This window comes from Streptomyces sp. NPDC002476, assembly GCF_042889785.1.
GTDB lineage: Bacteria > Actinomycetota > Actinomycetes > Streptomycetales > Streptomycetaceae > Streptomyces.
In genome coordinates this window covers 50,681-71,470 of record NZ_JBIARH010000029.1, presented here as the reverse complement: position 1 = coordinate 71,470, position 20,790 = coordinate 50,681, and the positions used below count along the sequence as shown (strand labels likewise).

18 protein-coding genes are annotated in these 20,790 nt (G+C 73.4%); 11 read left to right on the top strand and 7 right to left on the bottom strand.

Features of this window, described 5'->3' with window-relative positions; translation table 11 throughout:
• Positions 1-43 precede the first annotated feature (43 nt).
• The gene (locus ACFYXM_RS27280) at positions 44-1,759 is read left to right on the top strand and encodes a protein kinase (RefSeq protein ID WP_389293194.1); all 1,716 of its coding nucleotides are present in this window, start codon (positions 44-46) and stop codon (positions 1,757-1,759) included.
• 59 nt (positions 1,760-1,818) lie between these two features.
• On the opposite strand, the gene ACFYXM_RS27275 is transcribed toward ACFYXM_RS27280, so the two are convergent.
• Positions 1,819-2,448, bottom strand: a complete 630-nt coding sequence (locus ACFYXM_RS27275) for a hypothetical protein (protein WP_389293191.1) — start codon at positions 2,446-2,448, stop codon at positions 1,819-1,821.
• Entirely contained in the window at positions 2,445-3,155 is a 711-nt protein-coding gene (locus tag ACFYXM_RS27270; protein ID WP_389293189.1) for a hypothetical protein, read from the bottom strand. The genes ACFYXM_RS27275 and ACFYXM_RS27270 overlap by 4 nt, the downstream gene beginning before the upstream one ends.
• Positions 3,156-3,490: 335 nt before the next feature.
• Between ACFYXM_RS27270 and ACFYXM_RS27265 the strand changes: the two genes are divergently transcribed.
• Positions 3,491-4,159: an RNA polymerase sigma factor gene (locus tag ACFYXM_RS27265; RefSeq protein WP_389293188.1), complete on the top strand. Its 669-nt coding sequence runs from the start codon at positions 3,491-3,493 to the stop codon at positions 4,157-4,159.
• Complete coding sequence (locus ACFYXM_RS27260; protein WP_389293186.1) at positions 4,159-5,241, top strand: CU044_5270 family protein; 1,083 nt, start codon at positions 4,159-4,161, stop codon at positions 5,239-5,241. The genes ACFYXM_RS27265 and ACFYXM_RS27260 overlap by 1 nt, the downstream gene beginning before the upstream one ends.
• A gap of 180 nt (positions 5,242-5,421) precedes the next feature.
• Here ACFYXM_RS27260 and ACFYXM_RS27255 read toward each other — a convergent pair whose 3' ends face one another.
• The 4 genes from ACFYXM_RS27255 to ACFYXM_RS27240 form a co-directional block, all read right to left on the bottom strand.
• Positions 5,422-6,417 (bottom strand): alpha/beta fold hydrolase, encoded by a 996-nt coding sequence (locus ACFYXM_RS27255; RefSeq protein ID WP_389293184.1) that lies wholly within the window; start codon positions 6,415-6,417, stop codon positions 5,422-5,424.
• A 189-nt stretch (positions 6,418-6,606) separates the two neighbouring features.
• Positions 6,607-7,827 carry an aromatic acid exporter family protein gene (locus ACFYXM_RS27250; protein WP_389293182.1) on the bottom strand — a complete coding sequence of 407 codons (1,221 nt, stop codon included), beginning with the start codon at positions 7,825-7,827 and terminating at the stop codon, positions 6,607-6,609.
• A gap of 108 nt (positions 7,828-7,935) precedes the next feature.
• On the bottom strand, positions 7,936-9,087 hold the full coding sequence (locus ACFYXM_RS27245) for a glycosyltransferase (protein ID WP_389293181.1): 1,152 nt from the start codon (positions 9,085-9,087) through the stop codon (positions 7,936-7,938).
• Positions 9,088-9,229: 142 nt separating this feature from the next.
• The gene (locus tag ACFYXM_RS27240; protein ID WP_389293180.1) at positions 9,230-10,717 is read right to left on the bottom strand and encodes an APC family permease; all 1,488 of its coding nucleotides are present in this window, start codon (positions 10,715-10,717) and stop codon (positions 9,230-9,232) included.
• A 257-nt stretch (positions 10,718-10,974) separates the two neighbouring features.
• On the opposite strand from ACFYXM_RS27240, the gene ACFYXM_RS27235 reads away from it, so the two are divergent.
• The 3 genes from ACFYXM_RS27235 (at position 10,975) to ACFYXM_RS27225 (ending at position 14,559) form a co-directional block, all read left to right on the top strand.
• Entirely contained in the window at positions 10,975-12,423 is a 1,449-nt protein-coding gene (locus ACFYXM_RS27235) for an aldehyde dehydrogenase family protein (protein ID WP_389293178.1), read from the top strand.
• Positions 12,424-12,529: 106 nt separating this feature from the next.
• Positions 12,530-13,945, top strand: coding sequence for an NAD(P)/FAD-dependent oxidoreductase (locus ACFYXM_RS27230; RefSeq protein WP_389293176.1), 1,416 nt, complete (start codon positions 12,530-12,532; stop codon positions 13,943-13,945).
• Between the two features lie 80 nt (positions 13,946-14,025).
• Entirely contained in the window at positions 14,026-14,559 is a 534-nt protein-coding gene (locus ACFYXM_RS27225; protein WP_073785833.1) for an Lrp/AsnC family transcriptional regulator, read from the top strand.
• 37 nt (positions 14,560-14,596) lie between these two features.
• Here the strand turns inward: ACFYXM_RS27225 and ACFYXM_RS27220 are convergent, their stop codons facing one another.
• A complete protein-coding gene (locus ACFYXM_RS27220) occupies positions 14,597-15,544 on the bottom strand; it encodes a hypothetical protein (protein WP_389293174.1) in 948 nt (315 codons plus the stop codon).
• A gap of 149 nt (positions 15,545-15,693) precedes the next feature.
• Here ACFYXM_RS27220 and ACFYXM_RS27215 point away from each other — a divergent pair, with 149 nt between their 5' ends.
• Genes ACFYXM_RS27215 through ACFYXM_RS27195 form a run of 5 tightly spaced genes read left to right on the top strand, consistent with a single transcriptional unit; the run spans position 15,694 to position 20,768 of the window.
• Entirely contained in the window at positions 15,694-16,581 is an 888-nt protein-coding gene (locus tag ACFYXM_RS27215) for an ABC transporter substrate-binding protein (protein ID WP_389293172.1), read from the top strand.
• 8 nt (positions 16,582-16,589) lie between these two features.
• Positions 16,590-17,543 (top strand): amino acid ABC transporter permease, encoded by a 954-nt coding sequence (locus ACFYXM_RS27210; RefSeq protein WP_389293170.1) that lies wholly within the window; start codon positions 16,590-16,592, stop codon positions 17,541-17,543.
• Complete coding sequence (locus ACFYXM_RS27205; RefSeq protein WP_389293169.1) at positions 17,540-18,313, top strand: amino acid ABC transporter ATP-binding protein; 774 nt, start codon at positions 17,540-17,542, stop codon at positions 18,311-18,313. Before ACFYXM_RS27210 ends, ACFYXM_RS27205 begins: the two co-directional genes overlap by 4 nt.
• Complete coding sequence (locus tag ACFYXM_RS27200; RefSeq protein ID WP_389293167.1) at positions 18,313-19,929, top strand: amidohydrolase family protein; 1,617 nt, start codon at positions 18,313-18,315, stop codon at positions 19,927-19,929. The genes ACFYXM_RS27205 and ACFYXM_RS27200 overlap by 1 nt, the downstream gene beginning before the upstream one ends.
• Entirely contained in the window at positions 19,926-20,768 is an 843-nt protein-coding gene (locus ACFYXM_RS27195) for a serine hydrolase (RefSeq protein ID WP_389293165.1), read from the top strand. Before ACFYXM_RS27200 ends, ACFYXM_RS27195 begins: the two co-directional genes overlap by 4 nt.
• The last annotated feature ends 22 nt before the right edge of the window (positions 20,769-20,790 follow it).

Genomic DNA, 20,790 nt, shown 5'->3' with positions numbered 1-20,790 from the left:
GCGGATGCGGGGCGCCGCGCACCCGCCCCGTAGGCTCTGTTCCATGAACGCTGGGGGGCCTGTGCGCCGCGTGATCGACGACCGCTTCGAACTGGTGAACAGGCTGGGCAGCGGCGGCATGGGCATGGTGTGGCGGGCCCGTGACCTCGCGCTGCACCGCGATGTGGCGCTCAAGGAGGTACGGCCCCCGGATCCCGCGCTCGCGGAGAACGACCCGGAGTCGGCCCGGATGCTGCGCGAGCGGGTGCTGCGCGAGGCCCGGGCGCTGGCCCGCCTCGACCACCCGGGCGTGGTCACGGTCCATCACATCGTCGACGACGGCGACCACGCCTGCCCGTGGATCGTGATGGAGCTGGTGCCGGGGATGTCGCTGGCCGAGCGTCTGGCCGAGGGCACGCTCACCCCCGTCGAGGCGGCCCGGCTGGGCCGCGGGGTGCTGTCCGCGCTGCGCGCCGCCCATGCCGCGGGCATCCAGCACCGCGACGTCAAGCCCGCCAACGTCCTGCTGCGGCCGGACGGCAGCCCGGTGCTCACGGACTTCGGTATCGCCGCGATCCGCGAGTCCACGAGTCTGACGGCGACCGGCTCCATCATCGGCTCGCCCGACTACATGGCGCCCGAGCGGATCCGGGGCGAGGAGGGCGATCCCTCGTCGGACCTGTGGTCGCTCGGGATGATGCTGTACGTGGCCGTCGAGGGCCGGCATCCGTTGCGCAGGGCGACCACGCTGGCCACGCTGGCCGCCGTGCTCGACGAGGAGATCCCACCGCCCCGGCGGGCCGGTGCGCTGGCCCCGGTGCTGACCGCGGTGCTGACCCGGGACCCGGCCGCCCGGCCGGGTCCGGAGGAACTGGACCGGATGCTGGAGGCGGTCGCCTCCCCGGCGGACGCTCCGGTCGCCTCCCCGGCGGCCGAGCCGGTGGACGAGCCTCCCGCCCCGCCCCGCACCTCCGTGCCGCCGCGGGACGCGGTGCCGCCCGGTCACCGGCCGGGCGGTCCGACGACCGTGCTGCCGACCACCCCGTTGCGTCCGTCCGCCGTTCCCGAGCCTCCGCGTCCCGCACCGCTGGGCGAGCGGGAGGTCCGCCGCCGGGTGCGCCGGAGCCGGGCCGCCGCGCTCTCGACGGCTCTCGCGGGGACCGCCCTGACCGGTGCCCTGGTGTGGGCCCTGCTGCCCGCCCCGGAAACGAAGGCCACCGGCGGCCCGGCGTCCGTCCGGCACCACCCCTCCGACGGCCCTTCGGCCCCCGCGCCGAAGCAGACACGACAGGAGACGAAGGACACGGCGGAGCCCGAAGAGGCGCAAAAGGGTGACCTGCTGACGCCGGACGGGGCCCGGTCCGTCATCGCCGCGCTCGAACGGACCACGGGCGACAGCCGGATCACCTCCTTCACGCTGTACGAGGATTTCGCGCGGATCGAGGGCCCGGTGAAGGCCGACAAGAACCTGTACGACGTCTACACGTACCGGGACGGCGAGGTGACCCGCGACCGGGCCGGCGGCACGCTCATGCCGAACGACAAGACGGTGGATCTGAGGAAGTTCGACTGGGACGTGCTCCCGGCGCTGATCCGCCGTGCGGACAAGGAACTCGGGATCGCCAGGCCGACCAGCCACTACGTGGACATCGATCCGGCCTCGCCGTTCGACGACTACCGGCCGACCATCAGCGTCTACGTCTCCGACGAGTACGGCGGCACGTATCTGCGGGCCGACGTGCGCGGCAAGGTGCTCAAGCAGTACCCGCGCGGCGGCTGACCGGCGACGGGTCCGGCCGCTCGCCGCGGCGCGCTCCCCGGCCCACGCGGCGGGCGCGGTCAGACCAGCACGCGTACCAGCACCAGCAGCACGGCCGCGAACGCCGCGCTCGCCACGAAGGTCCACAGGCCGGCCGGCACCGCGCCGACGCTCTGTTTCACCACGGCGGGCGGGGTGATGCCGTTCGCCCGGGCCAGCCATTCGCGCGGCGGGTTGTCGGGGATGACGACCCGCCAGGGCTGCTCGGGGTCGTACTCGACGACCCCTCTGGGCCGGTGCAGCAGTCCCTGCACGTCCAGGGGGTGCCGGACCTGGACCCGGTACGCGGGCAGCCCGTCGGGCACCACGGCCAGGTCGAAGGCGAACACGGACTCCAGCGACTGCCCGTCGCGCGCGAGCCGCCCGGTCCGTTTGTCGACCGCCCTCACTCCGTGGACCAGAGCGGGGGCGAAGGCGCGCGGGCCGCCGGGGCGCAGTCCGCGGACAAGGATGTCCGACTGCGACGGCTCGCCCACCTTGCCGAACACCACCAGGGCCAGGGCCGTCGCGGGGACGCCGAGCAGCAGGAGCCAGCGGGGTCCGTGGAGGGCACCGTCCACGAGCGCGGCGAACGCGAGCCCCGCGGCGACCACGGACAGCAGACCGAGCGCGGTGAAGAACCGGCGGAGGGAGGACAGCGGTCGGTTCATGCGGGAGTCGGCACCTTTCGGCGGGAGACGGCGACCCTGGTGCGGGCGGGGTCCTCGGGGCGGTCGACGTCGTACACGGCACGGACGTCGCGTCGCAGAGCGACGCGTTCCACCACCACGGGGACCTGGTGGCGGACCCCGGCGGCGTCGTCGAACACCACCACGACCTCGCCGTACTTGCCGCCCACCGACCGCCAGCCCTCCAGCACCGCGTCGGCCGTGGCGCAGCGCCGGGAGAGGCGGCGCAGTCCCGCGGTGCGGCGCAGGCTCACGGCGGCACCCCACCAGGCGGCGAAGCAGCCCGCCCCGGCGACGGTCCACAGGAACGTGAGCCACGCGGAGACGGACAGCTCCATGAACGGGAAGAAGATATGGAAGGAGGTGGTGGAGTCGTGGTCGACCCGGCCCTCCGCCAGCGCGTCGTACCAGCCCGCGATGGCGGCGACCGCGCTGAGCGCGACCATCGCGCCGGGCGTGGCGCGGTGCAGGAACCGGGCGGAGATCAGGCCGAGGACGACGGCCGAGCCCAGCCCGACGATCGGGGCCGCCGACGCGAACTGGTCGCTGGCGCAGCCGCCCGTCCCGTCGCAGGTCCATCTCACACCGGCCGCCTCGTGGCTGGCGATGTACCAGACCATCCAGACCTGCCACGCCATCAGCAGGCAGGCGGTGGCCCGCATCACCTGCCCGTAGGCCCTCTGCCGCACTGTCCGCCCCTGGTCGTCGCCGGTCACAGGGCCGCGACGGGCCCCGATGGACCATACATGCGCCGTCCAGTACCTGTCCGTGATCCACACCATCCCGACCGGACCGGGGGGAGCGGCGAACTCCCTGACGGGGCCTGTCGGGGCGGCGCGTCGGGGGCCCGGCGGGGCCCCGCCTCATGGGGTCAGTGGGTGCGGTAGGCGTCGACGAGGGTCTGGGTGAGTGTGTTCCCCACGGTGTCGGTCACATCAGGGCGGGGCGGCCCTTCGGCGTACATGTGGCACAGGTCACCGGAACCGCGGCAACGGAAGTGGCAGAGCAGAGTGTGGAAACACTCATGAGGAATCGCCTCCGCCACGGGGACCGCGACGCCCTGGGAGAGCTGTACGACGAGCACGCCCAGGTGCTGTACCGCTATGCGCTGCGGGTGACGGGCGACTGGGCCGAGGCCGAGGACGTCGTCTCGGTGACCTTTCTGGAGGCGTGGCGCGGCCGGGAGGGGCTGCGCCCCGACGGGGACAGCCTGAGACCGTGGCTGCTGGGTATCGCGACCAACGTCATGCGGCGCGACGCACGCACGCGGCGGCGTCGTGACATCGCGCTCGCCCGGGTCCCGGAGCGCGGTTCGGTGCCGGACTTCGTGGACGATCTCGTCACGCACCTCGCGGACACCGAGCAGTTGCGTGCCGCGCACACCGCGCTGGCCCGGCTGCGCCCCCGTGACCGGGAGGTCTTCACCCTCGTCGTCTGGGCCGGGCTGGACTACGAATCGGCGGCCGAGGCGCTCGGTGTGCCGGTGGGCACCGTCCGGTCGCGTCTGTCCCGCGCCCGTGCCCGGCTGCGCGAGCTGACCGACGCCGAGGCCCGCTCCGCCCGCGCGCGGACGGTGCGGGGCATTAGCGGGCGGCTCCGCGCACGCAGGAGCGGTCCTCTCCCCTCCGTCCCCGACCGGCCCTGCGCGGACCGCTTTTCCGTGGCCCGCCCTCTGACCCAGGAGAAGCTCTGATGAACACCGCACCGCGGCGCGGTACCGACCACCGGTCCGAGGAGATCGACCGCCCGGACCTCACCGGTCCCCTGCCTCCTCCCCCGGTCCCCGGTCTGTCCCGGGACCGGGAACTGCTGCTGCGACAGACGCTGTTGCGCGAGGCCGCCCAAGACCGTGCGCCCGGTGGTGCCGGAGCCCGGGCCGCGCGCCCGCGTCGGCGTCCGGTCAGGTTCGCGGTACCGGCGCTCGCCTGCGCCCTGGCGGCCGTCGGCGTGGTGGCGCCGGACCTTCCGGACCGCGGCGCCGCGCCGGTCGCCGGACGGCACGCCGCCGCGCCCGGGGCGGCCCGGCTCCTCGACCGGGTCGCCCTCGCCGCCGCCCGGACGCAGCGGCCCGCGGTCCGCGCCGATCAGTTCGTGTACGTCGAGAGCAGGGTCGCGTACGCCGCGCAGAGCGCCGACGGCGGACCGGTGACGGTGCCTCCGGCGCACCGGCGGCAGGTGTGGTCGTCCGCCGACGGAGGCCGCGCCGGTCTGCTGCGCGAGGAGGGCGGGCCCGACACCCGGCTCGGCGCCGACGCGCCGGTCCACGGCCTCGACCACCGGGGCGCGACGCCCGGACCCGGGGCCTCGCGCACGGCGGGCCCGTCGGTCACCGAGCCCACCCACCGGTTCGTCGCGTCGCTGCCCACGGCCCCGGACGCGCTGCTGGAACTGATCCGGCACGAGACCCGGGGACAGGGCCGGGACCCGGACCAGCGGGCGTTCACCGCCATCGGCGAGCTGCTGGCCGAGACCTGGGCGCCGCCCGCGGTGGAGGCCGCGCTGTACCGGGCCGCCGCACGGATCCCCGGTGTCACGGTGGTCCCGACGGCGGCCGACGCGGCGGGGCGCGAGGGCGTCGCCGTCGCGCGCACGGCGTACGGGCAGCAGACGCAGTGGGTCTTCGACCGGACGACGTACGCGTTCCTCGGCGAGCGCACGGTGCTCGCCCGGTCCGGGGACGCGGGCCCGGCCGGGACCGTCGTCGGCGCCTCGGCGGTCCTGGTCAGGGCCGCCGTCGACCGCGCGGGCGAACTCCCCGCTCCGGGGGCGGCGTAGGGCCCGGGGCGCCGCACCCGTCCGGACCCCTCAGCGGACCCGTCGGAGGATCCGCGGCACCCGGCGGACGGTTCACGCCGCGCGCGGTCTCGGCGCTGCGGGTGCGGGTCGACCCGACGTACGACGCGGGCCGCCCGCGGATCGTGGCGGTGCGCGCCTGCTCATGAGCCGTGGCGGAGGTCAGAGCGCGGGGCCCGGCCCGCCGTCGGCGGCGCGGCGTCGGCGGGCCGCCGCGACGAGGCCCACGCCGGTCAGGGCGGCCACGCCCGCCAGTCCGACGAGACCGGCCAGGACCAGGGTGCCGGTGCCCATCGAGGCCAGGGCCGAGGTGTCGGCGGCCCGGCCCCCCGCGGCCTGCCGGACAAGGTCGGCGACGGCGTCGGGACGCGACATCATCGCGCTGTGGGAGGCGTCGACCTCGACCGTGTGCGACTTGGCGCGCCGGGCCTCGAAGCGGGCGAGATCCGGTACCACGGCCTTGTCCCCGGTGGCGACGAGCGCCCAGGACGGGATGGTCCGCCAGGCCGCGGCGGTCGCCCTGTCCGTGAACGCGTCCCCGCTGATGGGGCGTTGGGCGGCGGCCAGTCGCGCGGCGGTGTCCGACGGCAGGTCCGCCGCGAGAACTTCGCGGAACCGGTCGGGGTGGACGGACAGATCGGTGCCCTCGGTGCCGTCGGCCTTCTTGAACGGCTTCGGTCTCAGGGCCGAGTTCAGCCGGCCGCCGGTGAACCTCGCTCCCAGGTCGCTCAGCGACTCGCCCTTGTCCGGCATGAACGCGGACACGAACACCAGCGACTTCACCTGCGCGTTCCCCGCGGCGGCGTTGCTGATCACCGCACCGCCGTAGGAGTGGCCGACCAGCACGACGGGCCCCCGGACGCCTTTCAGCTCGCCGGCCAGATGTGTGGAGTCACTGGCAAGCCCGCGCAGCGGATTGGCCGGGACCACGACCTGATAGCCGTCGCTCCGCAGGCGCTGCGCCACGCCGTTCCAGCCCGAGGCGTCGGCGAACGCCCCGTGCACCAGCACCACCGTGGGCTTGCCGTCCGCCGGATCGGCTGCCGCGGCGGGTATGGCGGGCGCGGCGACGGCGGCCGCGACGAGGGCCGCGGCGACGGTCCGTCCGCGGCGCCCGGCCGTCCGTGCGCGCGGGGCAGTGGGGGTTGAGGCGGTCATGCTGATCTCTCTTCGTCGGGGAGCGGGGTCGTGAGCCCAGCGTTCCCGGGGTCCGGCCCGGTCGGCGCGACGCGGGAAGCAGCGGAGTGAAACCGGCCGACCGTCCGGGTGAGCGACGACGGTGCGAGCCGCCGCCCGCCCCGGCCCGGCCCGGCTCCGGGCCCGCCCCGGTGCCGCTCGGACCCTGATTCAGCGCTGCTCGGACTCGTCGCCTCCGCCCCGCAGTCTGCGGGACACCGCGCGCAGCCAGGGGTGGCGTTCGTGCACTTGCGCCGAGCGCCGGTCGAGTTCCTTGCCGAGCCGTTCGGTGCGCTTGTCGATGTCCAGCTCGTCCAGGATCCGGTCGACCTCGGCGAGCAGGGCGCCGGTCAGTTGCCACTGCCGGGGGTGTTCCCGGACGTCCTCCAGGAGCAGCCCCGCCACCCGGTCCCTGGTGGTGCGGCCGGCGGCGAGGGCGTGGGCCAGCCGGTCCTCGGCCGCCTCGGCGTTCTCCGCCAGCGGAGTGGTGATCAGCGCCGCGAACGCCTCGACGGCGTCGGCCATGTGCCCGAACAGTTCTCTGAGGCAGTCGGCCACGTCGGCGGGGAACAGCGTCTCCTCGGTACGGGCCTTGGCGAGGTCGGTCAGGGTGCGGGACAGCACCCGCAGCACCACGGCGCAGATCTCCAGCGTGTCCAGGCCGGTGCGCAGCACGACCCGGTACAGCAGCCCCTGCCGGACACGGGGGTTGAGCGTGAGTCCTTCCTCGGCCTGCCGCAGCGAGGCGTCCACCTCGACGATGTCGTGGTCCAGCCGACGGGCCTCGTGCAGGCGGTCGGCCGCCCGGGCCACGGGGAGCCGGCCGTGGGTGTCCTCGCCGATCGCGCGGAACATCGCCCCCATCGACGTCGCCAGGCTCTCGATGGAGGCGCCTGCGCTCTGCACCCATACCGGCGGGGCGAAGAGCAGGTTGAACAGCAGGCCCACGCCCGCGCCGATCAGCGTCTCCAGCACCCGGTCCAGCGCCGTGGAGGCGACCTGTGCGACGCCCAGGACGAGCATCGCGCTGATCGCCACCTCGGGCACGAACTCGTCGACCCGCACCAGTCGTCCGATGATCAGCGAGACGAAGATCGTCAGCCCGAGGCTCCACCAGCTGAGGCCGACCAGGGAGCTGAACACGCTGGCGATGACCACGCCGACGACGACCGAGTTCACCCGTCTGATCCCGGTGGTGAGGGTGGCGTAGAGGGTGACCTGTACGACGAGGAGCGCGGTGAGCGGTGCGGTGAGCGGGGCCGGCTGCGGCAGGGTCCACACCGCCACGACATAGGCGATGACGGACGCCGCCGTGGAACGCAGGGTCTGCGCCCCGACGGGCTCGGTCGTGCGCCGGACGAGCTTGATCACGGGCTCGGATACTGCTGGCATCTCATTCCCATGCCCGCTGGTGCGCCGCCGCACCGCACCCGGGTCGCGAACCCCACCGTACGGACGTGCCGGAGGCCGGTGGGGCCCGCGGGCCGTGGTGGCGGCGGTTCAGCCGCGGGGGTCGAGGAGGCCGAGCAGCTGCGCGCAGGTGGCCGTGGACCGTGTCTCGTCGGCCAGTTGCTCGGCCCGGGTCCGGTACGCCGGGTCCTTGAGCACCTGTTCGACGGCGGACCTGATGCGTGGGACGTCGTCGCCGCCGAAGGTCAGCGCCGCGCCGGCGGAGCCGTTCGCCGGGGTGACGGCGAGCCCTGCGCCCGCCTCGACGACCAGCCCCGCGTTGAACGGCTGGTCGGCGAAGAGCGGGACGCAGACCAGCGGGAGACCGGCCGCCAGCGCGCCGTAGACCGTGCCCGAGCCGCCGTGGCAGACGACGGCGCAGGCGCTGCCGAGGACGTCGTCCTGCGGTATCCACCTCTCCACCCGGACGCCGGTGGGCAGCGGCCCGAGGCTCGCCGGGTCGGTGGCGCGCCCCACCGTGAGCAGCGCCCGCACCGGCAGTCCGTCCATCGCGTCGAGCAGCCCCCGGAACAGGTCGGGGGCGGTCGGCAGGGCGCCGGCTTCGGAGCCGAGGGTGAGGTAGACCAGCGGTTCCTCGCCGTCGTGCCGCCCCTCCGACGACGCGGCGTGCGGCCCCGGGACGTGGTAGCGGTGGGTCACGGGGTACGGCGAGGGGTCGAGGGAGGCCGGCAGGCGTGTCAGGTACGGGGAGGCCCGGAGGCGGTCCGCGAGGCCGGGGCCGTAGCGGTCGAGCGCGGCGTCCAGCAGCGGGTCGCCCGCCCGCGCGAACCGGGCGGCGCAGATCGCGACCCGGGCGTGCGGGACGCCGTGGCGTTCGGCGGCCACCACCGACGCCGGCTCGTACGTCTCGTGCAGCACGAGGTCGGGGCGCCACTCGCGGCAGGCCTCGTCGAGCGCCGGCAGCAGGGCGTCGGGGTACAGCCGGCCGAACACCTCACGGATCATCGAGGACACGCCCTCGTCCGGGGGCAGGCGGCGCAACCGGTCCATCGTCGGATGCAGTTCGTCGTCCGGGGGGTTCGCGCCGATGCGGTACGGCTGGGGCCGGGACGCCAATAACGCTTCGAGGCCGGGCGGGGCGACGACGAGGACGTCGTCGCCCCGTGCCGTGCACGCGTCGATGAAGGGAACCAGGGGGTCGAAGTGGCCCGAACCACGGGTCGAGGCGAAGAGAACACGCATGGTGCGAGCGTAGGTAGCCCCGGGCCGCTCACACAGGGGCGCTTTCCGCCTCGTTCGGTGCCTTCGGGGCGTACGCGATGGCGTGATCGGACCGGGCTCGCGCGACGGCGCGGGCCGTGCCGCGCCGTGCGCGTCGGCGCCATCAGGCCGGTGGGTCCTGCTCGGGGCGCCGGTCCTGCACCTTGGTCCGGTACAGCCAGAGCAGTACGGAGAACACCAGGACGGCGAGCGCCACGCCCAGTTCGGTGTAGCCGCCGTACCCGGTGATGGAGAAGCCGGTCGCGCCCACCACCAGCACCACGGTGAGGAACGCGGCCAGCGCCCAGGCCAGCGGCACGAAGAAGGCGGGCAGCCGGATGGGCCGCACGGCGTCGGGGCGGTCCTTGCGCAGCAGCGCGAAACCGGACACCGCCAGCACATGGGCGAGGATGTATCCCAGGTTTCCGGTGACGATGATGGCCAGCGGTGTCTGAAGCACCGTCAGCACGAAGACGTTCAGGATCAGGGCCACCAGCAGCGCCCGGGCCGGCACCCCGCGCCGGTTCAGCACCCCGACCTGTCTGACGGTGAGTCCGGCCCTGCCCATCTCGTACAGCACCCGGGATCCGTCGGCGAGTCCGGTGATCATGATGAGCAGCAGCGAGGCGACGAGGAAGACCACCATCAGGTCGGAAGCCCCGCCCACCAGGTCCTGGAAGGCGCCGACGTAGAACGTGGTGGGGTCCGCGCCGATGGCCTTCTCGCCGACGTACCCGGACAGGGCCAGGGGCAGCAGGACGAAGACGCCGAGGCAGAACAGCACCCCGGCGCGCAGGGCGCGGGTGGTGTCACGGACGGTGTCCTTGTACTCCGGCGCGAAGGTCGCGCACACCTCCACGCCGAACGACGTCCATGCCATCACGTACAGCCAGACCAGCGCCTCGCGCAGTCCGGCGGCTCCGTGCAGGTTCCAGTGCAGGCCCTGTGCGCTCCAGTCCCCGGAGAGCAGGGGCATGACGATGAAGACGACGAGGGGGATCAGCAGCGCGCCGCCGGTGACGTAGACGACCCACATGGCGACGTGCAGGCCGATCATGGCGGCGCCGAACAGCAGCAGCATCACGAGCAGGCCGACCGCGATGGGGAAGTCCACCTTCAGCGGCCCGTACTCCACGCTCCAGTCCTGGCCGGGGAACCACTGGGCCTGGACGAACGAGCCGATGATCCCGGAGTAGACGGCGAGGGCCGTCGTCCAGGGGAACCAGTAGCCGATGCTCGCGATCGGGCCGACCACGGGGGCCCGCTTCTTCCAGCCCTCGGTCGCGTAGTGGGCGATCCCGCCGGAGGAGTCGGGGAACATCGCGGCGAGTTCGGTGTAGATCCAGTTGGTGGCGGTCGCCAGCACCATGGAGACCGCCCACAGGGCGATGGCGCCCCAGGCGCCGAGGCCGCCGATGGAGGCGCCGAGCGAGGCGATGAGCGCGGCGGGCATGGTCAGCGACATCGCGAACCCGTCGAACCAGTTCATCTTCTTCGGCAGTGCCGGGGCGGCCCCGCCCGCCGTGGGATCCGGCGCGGAGGCGCCGGACGACGCCCTGGGGTCCGGTGCGGGTGACGGGGGCGGGGCGGGGGTCTTCGGCTGGGACGGCATGACGTTCCCCTCACGGTGGGCGCGACGGTCGGCGCGGCAGGAGTGTCGATGGGCCCCGGTTATAGACGAGCGAAAAAATACCTGTCAATACTCACGAACAAGCAGTGATCCAATGCCGTGATTGCTGATCCAGCAGTCTTGACAGTTTCTGATTGCTGGGCGAGTCTCCAGGCATCGCTTCGCACCGGACTCGGGCAGACGAGGCATTCGAGCCGACGCGCCCTTTCCCGGTCAGGACAGGACAGAGAGGCCATCGCATGACCACCCCGACCGCCGACCGGCACCTGCTCTTCATCAACGGCACCCGCACCGAGGGCACGTCAGGACGTGACCACGAGGTCGTCAGCCCCGCCACAGGCGAACTCGTCGGGACGTTCCCGGTGCCCTCGGCCGCCGATGTCGACGCGGCGGTGCGTGCCGCGAACGAGGCCCAGCCCGCCTGGGCGGCGACCAATGTGTGGGACCGCGCCGAGGTCTGTCACCGCATCGGCACGGAACTCGGCCGACGCGTGGAAGAACTCGCCCGCCTCCAGACCCTGGAACAGGGCAAGCCGCTCGCCGAGTCGGTCGCCGACATCGAGGAGGCGGCCAAGCTGTTCCATCTGCACGCGGAGGACGCCGTACGGCTGCACGGCGAGACACTGCTCTCCACCGACAACACCAAGCGGATGTTCACCTTCCACCGCCCGGTGGGCACCTGGGGCATCATCACGCCGTGGAACTTCCCGCTGCTGATGCTCGCGGAGTTCGTCGCCCCCGGGCTCGCCACCGGCAACGCCCACGTCGTCAAGCCGCCGGCCAACACCCCGCTGACCGTGCTCCGGGCGATGGAGGCGTTCACCGCCGCCGGACTGCCCGAGGGCCTGGTCAACATCGTGCCCGGCGAGGGCGACACCGGAGAGGCGCTGGTGCGCCACGACGGCGTCCACGCGATCGGCTTCATCGGCTCCTCCGCGACCGGGGCGAGGATCCAGGCCGCCGCCGGGCTCAAGCGCTCCGTCATGGAGTGCTCCGGCAACGGCCCCCTCGTCGTCCTCGCCGACGCCGACGTCGAGGCCGCGGCCAGGGCGGCCGTGGACGGCGCCTACCCGTGCGCCGGACAGGTCTGCTGCGCGACCGAACGCGTCGTCGTCCACAGGGACGTCCACGACGCGTTCGTCGAGGCCGTGCTGCGCGAGGCCGGGCGCATCACCCTCGGCGACCCGTTCGCCCCCGCGACGGTCCTGGGGCCGCTGAACAACGAGGGCGTCGCGGCCAAGATGGACCGGCACATGGCCGACGCCCGCGAGCGCGGCGCGGACATCCTGCTCGGCGGCCGGCGCGCCCCGGGCCACCCCACCGACCTCTACTACGAGTTCACCGTGGTGGACGGGGTGCCGGAGGACAGCCTGCTGTCCCGCGAGGAGTCCTTCGGACCGGTCGTTCCGATCATCACCGGCCGGGACGAGGACGATCTGCTGCGGATCGCCAACGACGACCGGCTGGGCCTCCAGGGCGCCGTCTTCACCCGCAGCATGACCTCCGCCTTCCGGTTCATCGAGGAGATGGCCGTGGGCCAGGTCGTCGTGAACGAGAGCAACAACTGGTGGGACATCAACATGCCGTTCGGCGGCGCCGGCGGCCGTTCCACCGGCTGGGGCCGCATCGGCGGGAAGTGGACGCTCATGGACATGACCGACACCCGCACCGGCGTGATCAGTCTCTGACCGTCCCGCGCCACCCGACCGTCCGTCCGTCGGCCGGGACCCCGACCACACCCGTCGGGGCCCCGGCCCGCGCCGCCCACCACGCCGGCAACGAGGTACCCACCGCATGACCACCGCAGCCCCGCGCCCCACCGACCACCGCAGCCGACTGCGCGACACGAAAACCGCCCCCTACTGGCTGGACCGTCCCGAGCACCCCGCGCCGCTGCCGCGGCTGACCGCCGACACCACCTGCGACCTCGCCGTCGTCGGCGGCGGGTACACCGGGTTGTGGACGGCGCTCCTCGCCAAGCGCGACCACCCCGAACGGGACGTCCTGGTCCTCGAACAGAACACCTGCGGGCACGCGGCCAGCGGCCGCAACGGCGGGTTCTGCTCCCCCAGCCTCACCCACGGCCTCGCCAACGGCGTCGAGCGCTGGCCCGCCGAGGCCCGGCTGCTGCACCGCCTCGGCCTGGAGAACCTCGACGCCTTCCGCCGCGACCTGGACACCCACGGCATCGACTGCGGATTCACCCGCGGCGGAAAGGTCACCGTCGCCGCGACCCCCTGGCAGGCCGAGGGACTCAAGGGCGCGCACGCCCTCGCCCACCGGTTCGGCGAGCACACCAGGCTGCTGGACGGCGCGCAGCTGCGCGAGTACGTCGACTCCCCCGTCTGGACCGCCGGACTGTGGTCCCCGGACTACGCGCTCCTCGACCCCGCCCGGCTGGTCTGGGGCCTGCGCGCCGCCTGCCTCGACCTGGGGGTCCGCATCGCCGAGCACACCGAGGTCACCGCGCTGACCGCCCGGCACACCGGCCGGGTGCGGCTCGCCACACCGTACGCCGCGGTCGGCGCCCGGCAGGTCGCGCTCGCCACCAACATCTACCGGCCGCTGCTCAAGCGCCTCTCCCTCAGCATGATCCCGGTCTACGACTACGCGCTCACCACCGAACCGCTCCGCGACGACCAGCTCGCCGCCGTCGGCTGGAGCGGCGACCACGGGATCACCGACGCGGGCAACCAGTTCCACTACCTCCGCAAGACCGACGACCACCGCATCCTCTTCGGCGGCTACGACGCCGTCTACCACTACGGCAGCCCGGTCGACGAGGCCCGCACCCAGCGCCCCGCCACCTTCGACACGCTCGCCGCGCAGTTCGCCGAGGCGTTCCCCGCCCTCGCCGGCGTCCGCTTCTCGCACGCCTGGGGCGGGGTCATCGACTCCACCACCCGCTTCTGCATGTTCGCCGGCACCGCCGCCCGGGGCCGGGTCTCCTACGCCCTCGGCTTCACCGGGCTCGGCGTCGGCGCCACCCGCTACGGCGCCCAGGTCATGCTGGACCTGCTGGCGGGCCGCCGCACGGAGCGGACCCGGCCCGCGATGATCCGCCGCCCGCCCGTGCCGTTCCCCCCGGAACCGGTCCGCTACCTGGGCGTCGAGGCCACCCGGCGGTCCATGGCCCGCGAGGACGTGGACGGCCGCCGCAATCTGTGGCTGCGCACCCTGGACCGACTCGGCCTCGGCTTCGACTCCTGAGCCGGGCAGGATAGGCCCGTACGACGAAGAGCCAGGCCCGCCCGTGGTGGCGGGCCGCGCACGGGAGCCGGAGCAACAGCATGAGCACGCAGGGTGGCAGCCCCCTGGACGACACCGACCGCCGGATCATCGCCGCACTCCAGGCGGACGGCCGCCGCCCGTACAGCCAGATCGGCGAGGAACTGGACATCCCGGCCTCCTCCGTCCGCTACCGCGTGCAGCGCATGGAGGAGAACGGCACGCTGCAGATCGTCGGCATCGCCAACCCGCTGACCATCGGCTTCGACCGGTTCGCCATGGTCGGCATCCGAGTGCGGCCGGGCACCGCGCAGGAGGTCTGCCGACGGCTGCGGGAGCTGCCGGAGACCTCCTACGTGATCATGACGGCAGGCACCTACGACGTGATGGCGGAGGTGATCTGCCGCGACACCGACCACTTCACGGACCTGATGAACCGCAGACTGCATCTCATCGACGGCGTCGTCTCCACCGACTCGTTCTTCGTGCTGGAGGTGCACAAGCTGGCGTACGGCTGGGGCGTCGGCGAGGTGGACAGCTCGCTGCTCGACGCGCCCCGGCCGCCGCTCGGCGCCGGTCTCGACCAGCGCGCCTGAGAGCCTGTCGGGTGGCCTCCGAGCCGCGCTGCGGGCATCAGCCCGCGAACCCCACGTGCACGTGGTCGTGATGGGTGTCGTCGGTGAAGAACTGGTTGGGCGTCGCGCCCCCGGACACCCGCACCGGCCCGCCCACATTGTACGAACCCGCCGCGGCGGCATCCCGCATGAACGACTCGACCAGCCGCCGCGGGGTCGCCCGGTCGACGACCGGGTGCCCGTCGATGCGCCACACGTCGAAGGCGCGGCCCGGCGGGTGGTCGCTGCGCCGGTCGGTGCCGAACACGTACAGCGGGTGCCCGGAGCTGAACACGGTGACGTCGATCCGATACGTGTCGGCCAGGTCCAGCAGGGCCCCGAGCGCGGCCGGACGGATGTGCCCGCTGCGGACATCGGCCCTCGCCGCCGGAGGAAGCCCGATCCGCGCGTGATCGAGGACCCGGCGTGCCTCCGCGGGAAGCCGGGGCGCGGCGGCGCGCAGCGGCCCCGGATGCAGCGCGGTGACCTCCCATCGCGGACGCGCCCGCCTCAGCCGTACGTCGACGGTGGTGCCACCGGCCCGGCCCGGGGTCCACTGCCGGTACGCCACCATCACGCTGGCGGTGTTTGCCAGGATCCCGCCGTACTGCGCGTCGATCACCTGGAGCGCGGCCTCGTCCGCGGCGGGCCGCATCGGGCCCGCCGCGTCCACCAGTGACGGCGCCGCCCCCAGCACGGCCACCCGGCGCTTCGCCGCCGCCGCGCCGCCCTGTCCGGCGGGCCACGCGCCGATCGCCTCCACCACCTGGACGGCCCGCAGCTTCACGTCGGGGTCGACGTCGTCGCGGTTCGGGCGCCAGGCGGTGGTCGCGGGGAGCGACACGTGCGGGGACGCGGGTCCGGACGGCCCCGATGCCGTCCCGGAGGTCCCCGAGCAGCCCGCGGCCCCGGCGAGCAGCCCGCCGGTCGACAGCAGCAGGTCCCGTCGGCCGAGTGGTCGTGACATGCGATGCCCCCTTCCCGTTCCGGGTCCGGTCGCGCTGCGGGACCCGTACGGATTTCGATGGTCAGGCATGAATGGCTTCATCATCTTCCATTCCCCGGGGCCCGGCTGCCAGCATCGGCGCACCGCCACCCCGTTGAGGGAGAAATCAGATGAAACGTCACCGCTCTCTGCGCTGTCTGGCAGCCCTGGCCGTGGTCGCCCTCGCGGCCACCGCCTGCGGCCGTTCCAACCAGGGCGACGCCCCGACCGGGAGTTCCTCCCGGGCAGCCGACTCCCGGTCGGCGGCCGAGCTGCTCCCCGACACGTACCGGCAGAAGGGGGTGCTGAGGGTGGCCACCGCGGTGGGGTACCCGCCGATGGAGATGTACGAGCCGGGAACCACCAAGCTCACCGGTGTCGATCCCGATCTGGCCAAGGCCGTCGCCGGCCGGCTGAAGCTCAAGGTGGAGCTCACCAACGCCGCGTTCGACGGGCTGATCCCGGGGCTGGAGTCCGGCCGCTTCGACCTGGTCATGTCGTCCATGACGGACAGCGCCCAGCGGCGGCAGGCGGTCGACTTCGTCGACTACTTCCGCACCGGCGGCGTCATCATGACGAAGAAGGGGAACCCGCAGGGCATCACGTCGCTCGCGGACCTGTGCGGAAAGAGCGTCGTCCTCGCCAAGGGCAGCTCCAACCTCCGCATCGGCGAGGAGCAGAACGCCAAGTGCGGCGAGAAGATGCGGATCTCGCAGAGCGAGGACGCACCGACGGGGCTGCTGCAGCTGGACAGCGGGCGCGCCGTCGCGACCATCGTCGACTACCCCGTCGCCAGGATGTTCACCGAGAAGAAGAGCGGCGCGTACGAGGTGCTGCCGAAGCAGTACGGCACCGCCCCGTGGGGCATCGCGGTCTCCAAGAGCCAGGCCGGACTGCGCGACGCGGTGCACAAGGCCCTGCAGGAGCTGATCGACAACGGTGAGTACCGCAAGATCCTCGACACCTGGGACGTCGGCGACAGCGCCGTCACCGAGGCAACGGTCAACGACAGGCAGTGAGAACGGACATGACGTACCAGAAAACGTCCGCGGCGCCCGTGGACGACGCGGCCGCGCCCGACGACGACCTCGCCCTCAGGCTGAGCCGCCGTCCCCGCCCGGCACGCTGGCTGGCGGTGCTGGCCGCCGCGCTGTTCGCGGTGTGGATCGCGTACACCATCATCGTCAATCCCCACCTGCACTGGGACATCGTCGCCGAGTACCAGTTCGACGCGGTGATCCTCCAGGGTCTGTGGGTGACGATCCAGCTCACCCTCGTCTCGATGGCCGTCGGCGTCGCCATCGGCGTGGTCGTCGCGGTGATGCAGCTCTCCGACAGCCCGGTGCTGCGGTTCACGGCCGGTGCGTACACCTGGTTCTTCCGGGGCACCCCGCTGCTGGTCCAGCTGATCTTCTGGTTCAACCTGGCCCTGCTGTTCCCGGTGATCAGTATCGGTGTGCCGTTCGACGGGCCGAAGCTGATCAGCTGGCAGTCGAACCAGGTCATCACCGGTTTCGTGGCGGCCCTGCTCGGACTCTCCATCAACGAGGGCGCCTACATGGCCGAGATCGTCCGGGCGGGCATCGGGAGCGTGGATCCCGGCCAGCGCGAGGCGGGTGCGTCCCTCGGGATGTCGAACCGTCAGATCCTGTTCCGGGTCGTCCTCCCGCAGGCGATGCGGGTCATCGTCCCGCCCTTCGGCAACCAGTTCATCTCCATGCTCAAGACGACCTCGCTGGTGTCGGTCATCGCCGGCTCCGACCTGATGACCGTCTCCCAGCACCTCTACCTCGCCAACTTCGAGGTGGTGGCGCTGCTGCTGGTGGCGTCCTTCTGGTACCTGGCCCTCACCACGCTCGCCAGCATCGGACAGCACGCGGTCGAACGCCGCTACAGCCCGGGGGCCGCCCCGCCACTGCGGCGCAGGATCCTGGCCGATCTGAGGCCCGGACGGAACGCCCGGAAGGGAGCGACGGCATGAGCGACGTGGTCCTCAAGGCTCGCAAGGTCCGCAAGCGGTTCGGTGACACCGAGGTGCTGAAGGGCATCGATCTCGACGTCCGCAGCGGTGAGGTGCTGTGCGTCATCGGCCCCTCCGGCTCCGGCAAGTCGACGCTGCTGCGCTGCTTCAACCATCTCGAAGGGATCGACGCGGGCCGGGTGTGGATGAACGGCGAGCTGATCGGTTACGAGCAGCACGGCGCGTCCGGCCGGGTCCTGCGCGAGATGCGGCCGCGCGACGTGCGGCGCCAGCGTGAGCGGATCGGGATGGTGTTCCAGCGGTTCCACCTGTTCCCGCACCGCACGGCGGTGCAGAACGTGATGGAGGGTCCGGTCGCCGTGAAGGGCCGTTCCCGCGCCGAGGCCGCGAAGCGGGCCCTGGAGCTGCTGGCCGAGGTCGGTCTCGCGGACCGCGCGGACCACTACCCGGCGCAGCTGTCGGGCGGTCAGCAGCAGCGCGTGGCGATCGCCCGCGCGCTGGCCATGGAGCCCGACCTGATGCTCTTCGACGAGCCGACCTCCGCCCTCGACCCCGAACTCGTCGGCGAGGTGCTGGGCGTCATGCGCGACCTGGCCCGCCGGGGCATGACCATGATCGTGGTCACGCACGAGATGGGCTTCGCCCGCGAGGTCGCCGACCGGGTCGTGTTCATGGACCAGGGCGCCGTCGTCGAGTCCGGGAGCCCGGACCTCCTGTTCACCGCCCCGCGCCACGCGCGCACGCGGGCCTTCCTGTCGACGGTGCTGTGATGGGCCGCCCCCTGGATCTGCTGCTGCGCGGCGGACTGCTCGTCGACGGCACCGGCGCGCCCGCCCGGGAGGCGGACATCGCGGTGGCGGACGGACGGATCACCGTGCTCCCGGCGGGCACGCCGGCCGCGGCGGCCGAGGTCCTGGACGTGTCCGGCCGGGCCGTCGCCCCCGGCTTCATCGACGTGCACACCCATTCCGACGCCCTGGCCGCGCCCCTCGGCGACGGTGTGCCGCCGCCGGCCGACGACCTGCGACTCGCGCCGCTGCTCCAGGGCGTCACCACGGAGATCTGCGGCAACTGCGGGACCAGCCTGTTCCCGTCGCTGCCGGAGCGGCTGCCCGAGCTGGCCGAACACCTCCGGGTGACGTTCGGGATCGGTCCGGTCCGGCCCGCGGTGGACTTCGACGCGTTCGCCGCCGGCCAGGACCCCGCGCTGCGGCACAACCACATCGCCTCGCTGGTGGGTCACGGCACGCTGCGCGCCGGGGTGATGGGCTTCGAGGACCGTCCGCCCCGGCCCGACGAGCTGGACGCCATGTGCGCACTGCTCGACCGGGCGCTGGGGCAGGGCGCGGCGGGCCTGTCCACCGGGCTGATCTACCCGCCCGGCACCTACGCCGCCACCGAGGAGATCGTCGCCCTGGCCCGGGTCGCCGCCCGCCACGGCAAGCCCTACGTCACCCATCTGCGCGACGAGATGTCGCAGGTGGAATCGGCGCTGGAGGAGGCGCTGGAGATCGCGGAGCGTTCCGGCGCCGCGCTCCAGGTCTCCCACCACAAGACCGCGGGCCGGCACGCCTGGGGTGCCACGCTGCGCACCCTGCCCCGGCTGGAGCGGGCCCGCGCCGAAGGGGTGGACGTGCTGTGCGACGTGTACCCGTACACCGCGGGCAGCACCGTGCTGCACGCGATGCTGCCGCCGTGGGCGAGCGAGGGCGGTGTCGGCGCACTGCTGGAACGGCTGCGCCGACAGGACGTCCGCGACCGGATCCGGGCGGACATCGCCACGGGCGTCGCGGGGTGGGAGAACACCGTGGGCAACGGCGGCTGGGACCTCATCGCGGTGGCCGCCGCGCGGTCCCGTCCGGACGCCGAGGGGCGCCGGGTCGCCGATCTCGCCGCCGAGCAGGGTGTCGACCCGGTCGACTACGTGTGCGACCTGCTGCTGGCGGAGCGGGGCGAGGTGACCATCATCAGCCACTCCATGCGCGAGGACGACGTCCGGCGGGTGCTGGCAGGTCCGCTGTCGATGATCGGCTCGGACGGCGTCCCCAAGCCCGGCCGCCCGCACCCCCGTTGGGCGGGGAGTTTCGCCCGTGTGCTCGGCCACTACGCCCGCGATCAGCGACTGCTGCCGCTGGAGCGGGCGGTGCACAAGATGTCGGGGCTGCCGGCCCGTCGGTTCGGGCTCACCGGTCGTGGTGTGGTCCGCGACGGCGCCGTGGCGGACCTGGTGGTGTTCGATCCGGGGACGGTGTGCGACCGTGCCACGTTCGAGCGTCCGCTGCTGGCGCCCGAGGGCATCGGTACCGTGGTGGTCGCCGGACGGGTCGCGGTCAGGGACGGCCGTCCGACCGCCGCGCGGGCGGGGGAAGTGGTGAGGGTCCGATGAGTCTGTCCCAGGTGACCGCGGCGGCACGGCGGTCGGCCGCGCTGCCGCTCACCCTGGCCGTCCGCGCCGTCGACGTCGACGGCGAGGGCGCGGTGGGGGTGGACGACGACGTGGTGCTGCCCGTCGCGTCCGCCTCGAAGCTGCTGCTGCTCGCCGAGGTGTCCCGCCGTCTGGACAGCGGGGAGCTGCCGCCCGGCCGGATCGTCGAGATCCTCGACGAGGACCGTGCGGACGGCACCGGACTGCTGCGACGGATGAGCAGGGACGGCTGGAGCGTGGAGGACCTGGCCTGGCTGACCGCGTCGGTCAGCGACAACACCGCGACCAACGCACTGCTGCGCGTGGTGGGACGGGATTCCACGGCCCGGTTGGCTCAGCGGCTCGGGCTGGGCCGTCTCGCGCTCCACGACAAGGTCCGCGACGTCCGGGGCCCGGGCGTGCCGCCCGTCTTCGCCACCGGTACCGCGAGGGATCTGGCGCGGCTGGTGACCCACGCGGCGCGCGGCACGATGGTCTCGCCCGCGGCCTCCGCGCGGCTGCTGGGGTGGATGCGCGCCAACACCGACCACGGGCTGGTCCCGGCCCTCGTGGACCACGACCCGTACGCGCCCGGTTTTCCGGAGCCGCTGCCCGGAGGGCTGCTGGTCGCGAACAAGACCGGCACCGACACCGGGGTCCGCGCGGACGCCGGTGTCGTCGTCGGGGCCCGGCGGCTCGCGTACGCGGTGGTGGCGCACTGGGACACGGCGCTGGGGCCGGGAGCCGAGCGGGCCGCGGTGCACGCCGTGCGGGACGTCGGCCGCACCCTCGCGGCCTGCGCCGGCCGCCCGGCCCCCTGACGGGGTGAGGGTGAGGGCGGTT

What these genes read in the sequence shown, in the direction of transcription:
- ACFYXM_RS27280 (WP_389293194.1), top strand. Translation starts at nt 44, where the DNA reads ATGAACGCTGGGGGGCCTGTGCGCCGCGTGATCGACGACCGCTTCGAA.
- ACFYXM_RS27275 (WP_389293191.1), bottom strand. Translation starts at nt 2,448, where the DNA reads ATGAACCGACCGCTGTCCTCCCTCCGCCGGTTCTTCACCGCGCTCGGT.
- ACFYXM_RS27265 (WP_389293188.1), top strand. Translation starts at nt 3,491, where the DNA reads ATGAGGAATCGCCTCCGCCACGGGGACCGCGACGCCCTGGGAGAGCTG.
- ACFYXM_RS27260 (WP_389293186.1), top strand. Translation starts at nt 4,159, where the DNA reads ATGAACACCGCACCGCGGCGCGGTACCGACCACCGGTCCGAGGAGATC.
- ACFYXM_RS27255 (WP_389293184.1), bottom strand. Translation starts at nt 6,417, where the DNA reads ATGACCGCCTCAACCCCCACTGCCCCGCGCGCACGGACGGCCGGGCGC.
- ACFYXM_RS27250 (WP_389293182.1), bottom strand. Translation starts at nt 7,827, where the DNA reads ATGCCAGCAGTATCCGAGCCCGTGATCAAGCTCGTCCGGCGCACGACC.
- ACFYXM_RS27245 (WP_389293181.1), bottom strand. Translation starts at nt 9,087, where the DNA reads ATGCGTGTTCTCTTCGCCTCGACCCGTGGTTCGGGCCACTTCGACCCC.
- ACFYXM_RS27240 (WP_389293180.1), bottom strand. Translation starts at nt 10,717, where the DNA reads ATGCCGTCCCAGCCGAAGACCCCCGCCCCGCCCCCGTCACCCGCACCG.
- ACFYXM_RS27235 (WP_389293178.1), top strand. Translation starts at nt 10,975, where the DNA reads ATGACCACCCCGACCGCCGACCGGCACCTGCTCTTCATCAACGGCACC.
- ACFYXM_RS27230 (WP_389293176.1), top strand. Translation starts at nt 12,530, where the DNA reads ATGACCACCGCAGCCCCGCGCCCCACCGACCACCGCAGCCGACTGCGC.
- ACFYXM_RS27225 (WP_073785833.1), top strand. Translation starts at nt 14,026, where the DNA reads ATGAGCACGCAGGGTGGCAGCCCCCTGGACGACACCGACCGCCGGATC.
- ACFYXM_RS27220 (WP_389293174.1), bottom strand. Translation starts at nt 15,544, where the DNA reads ATGTCACGACCACTCGGCCGACGGGACCTGCTGCTGTCGACCGGCGGG.
- ACFYXM_RS27215 (WP_389293172.1), top strand. Translation starts at nt 15,694, where the DNA reads ATGAAACGTCACCGCTCTCTGCGCTGTCTGGCAGCCCTGGCCGTGGTC.
- ACFYXM_RS27210 (WP_389293170.1), top strand. Translation starts at nt 16,590, where the DNA reads ATGACGTACCAGAAAACGTCCGCGGCGCCCGTGGACGACGCGGCCGCG.
- ACFYXM_RS27205 (WP_389293169.1), top strand. Translation starts at nt 17,540, where the DNA reads ATGAGCGACGTGGTCCTCAAGGCTCGCAAGGTCCGCAAGCGGTTCGGT.
- ACFYXM_RS27200 (WP_389293167.1), top strand. Translation starts at nt 18,313, where the DNA reads ATGGGCCGCCCCCTGGATCTGCTGCTGCGCGGCGGACTGCTCGTCGAC.
- ACFYXM_RS27195 (WP_389293165.1), top strand. Translation starts at nt 19,926, where the DNA reads ATGAGTCTGTCCCAGGTGACCGCGGCGGCACGGCGGTCGGCCGCGCTG.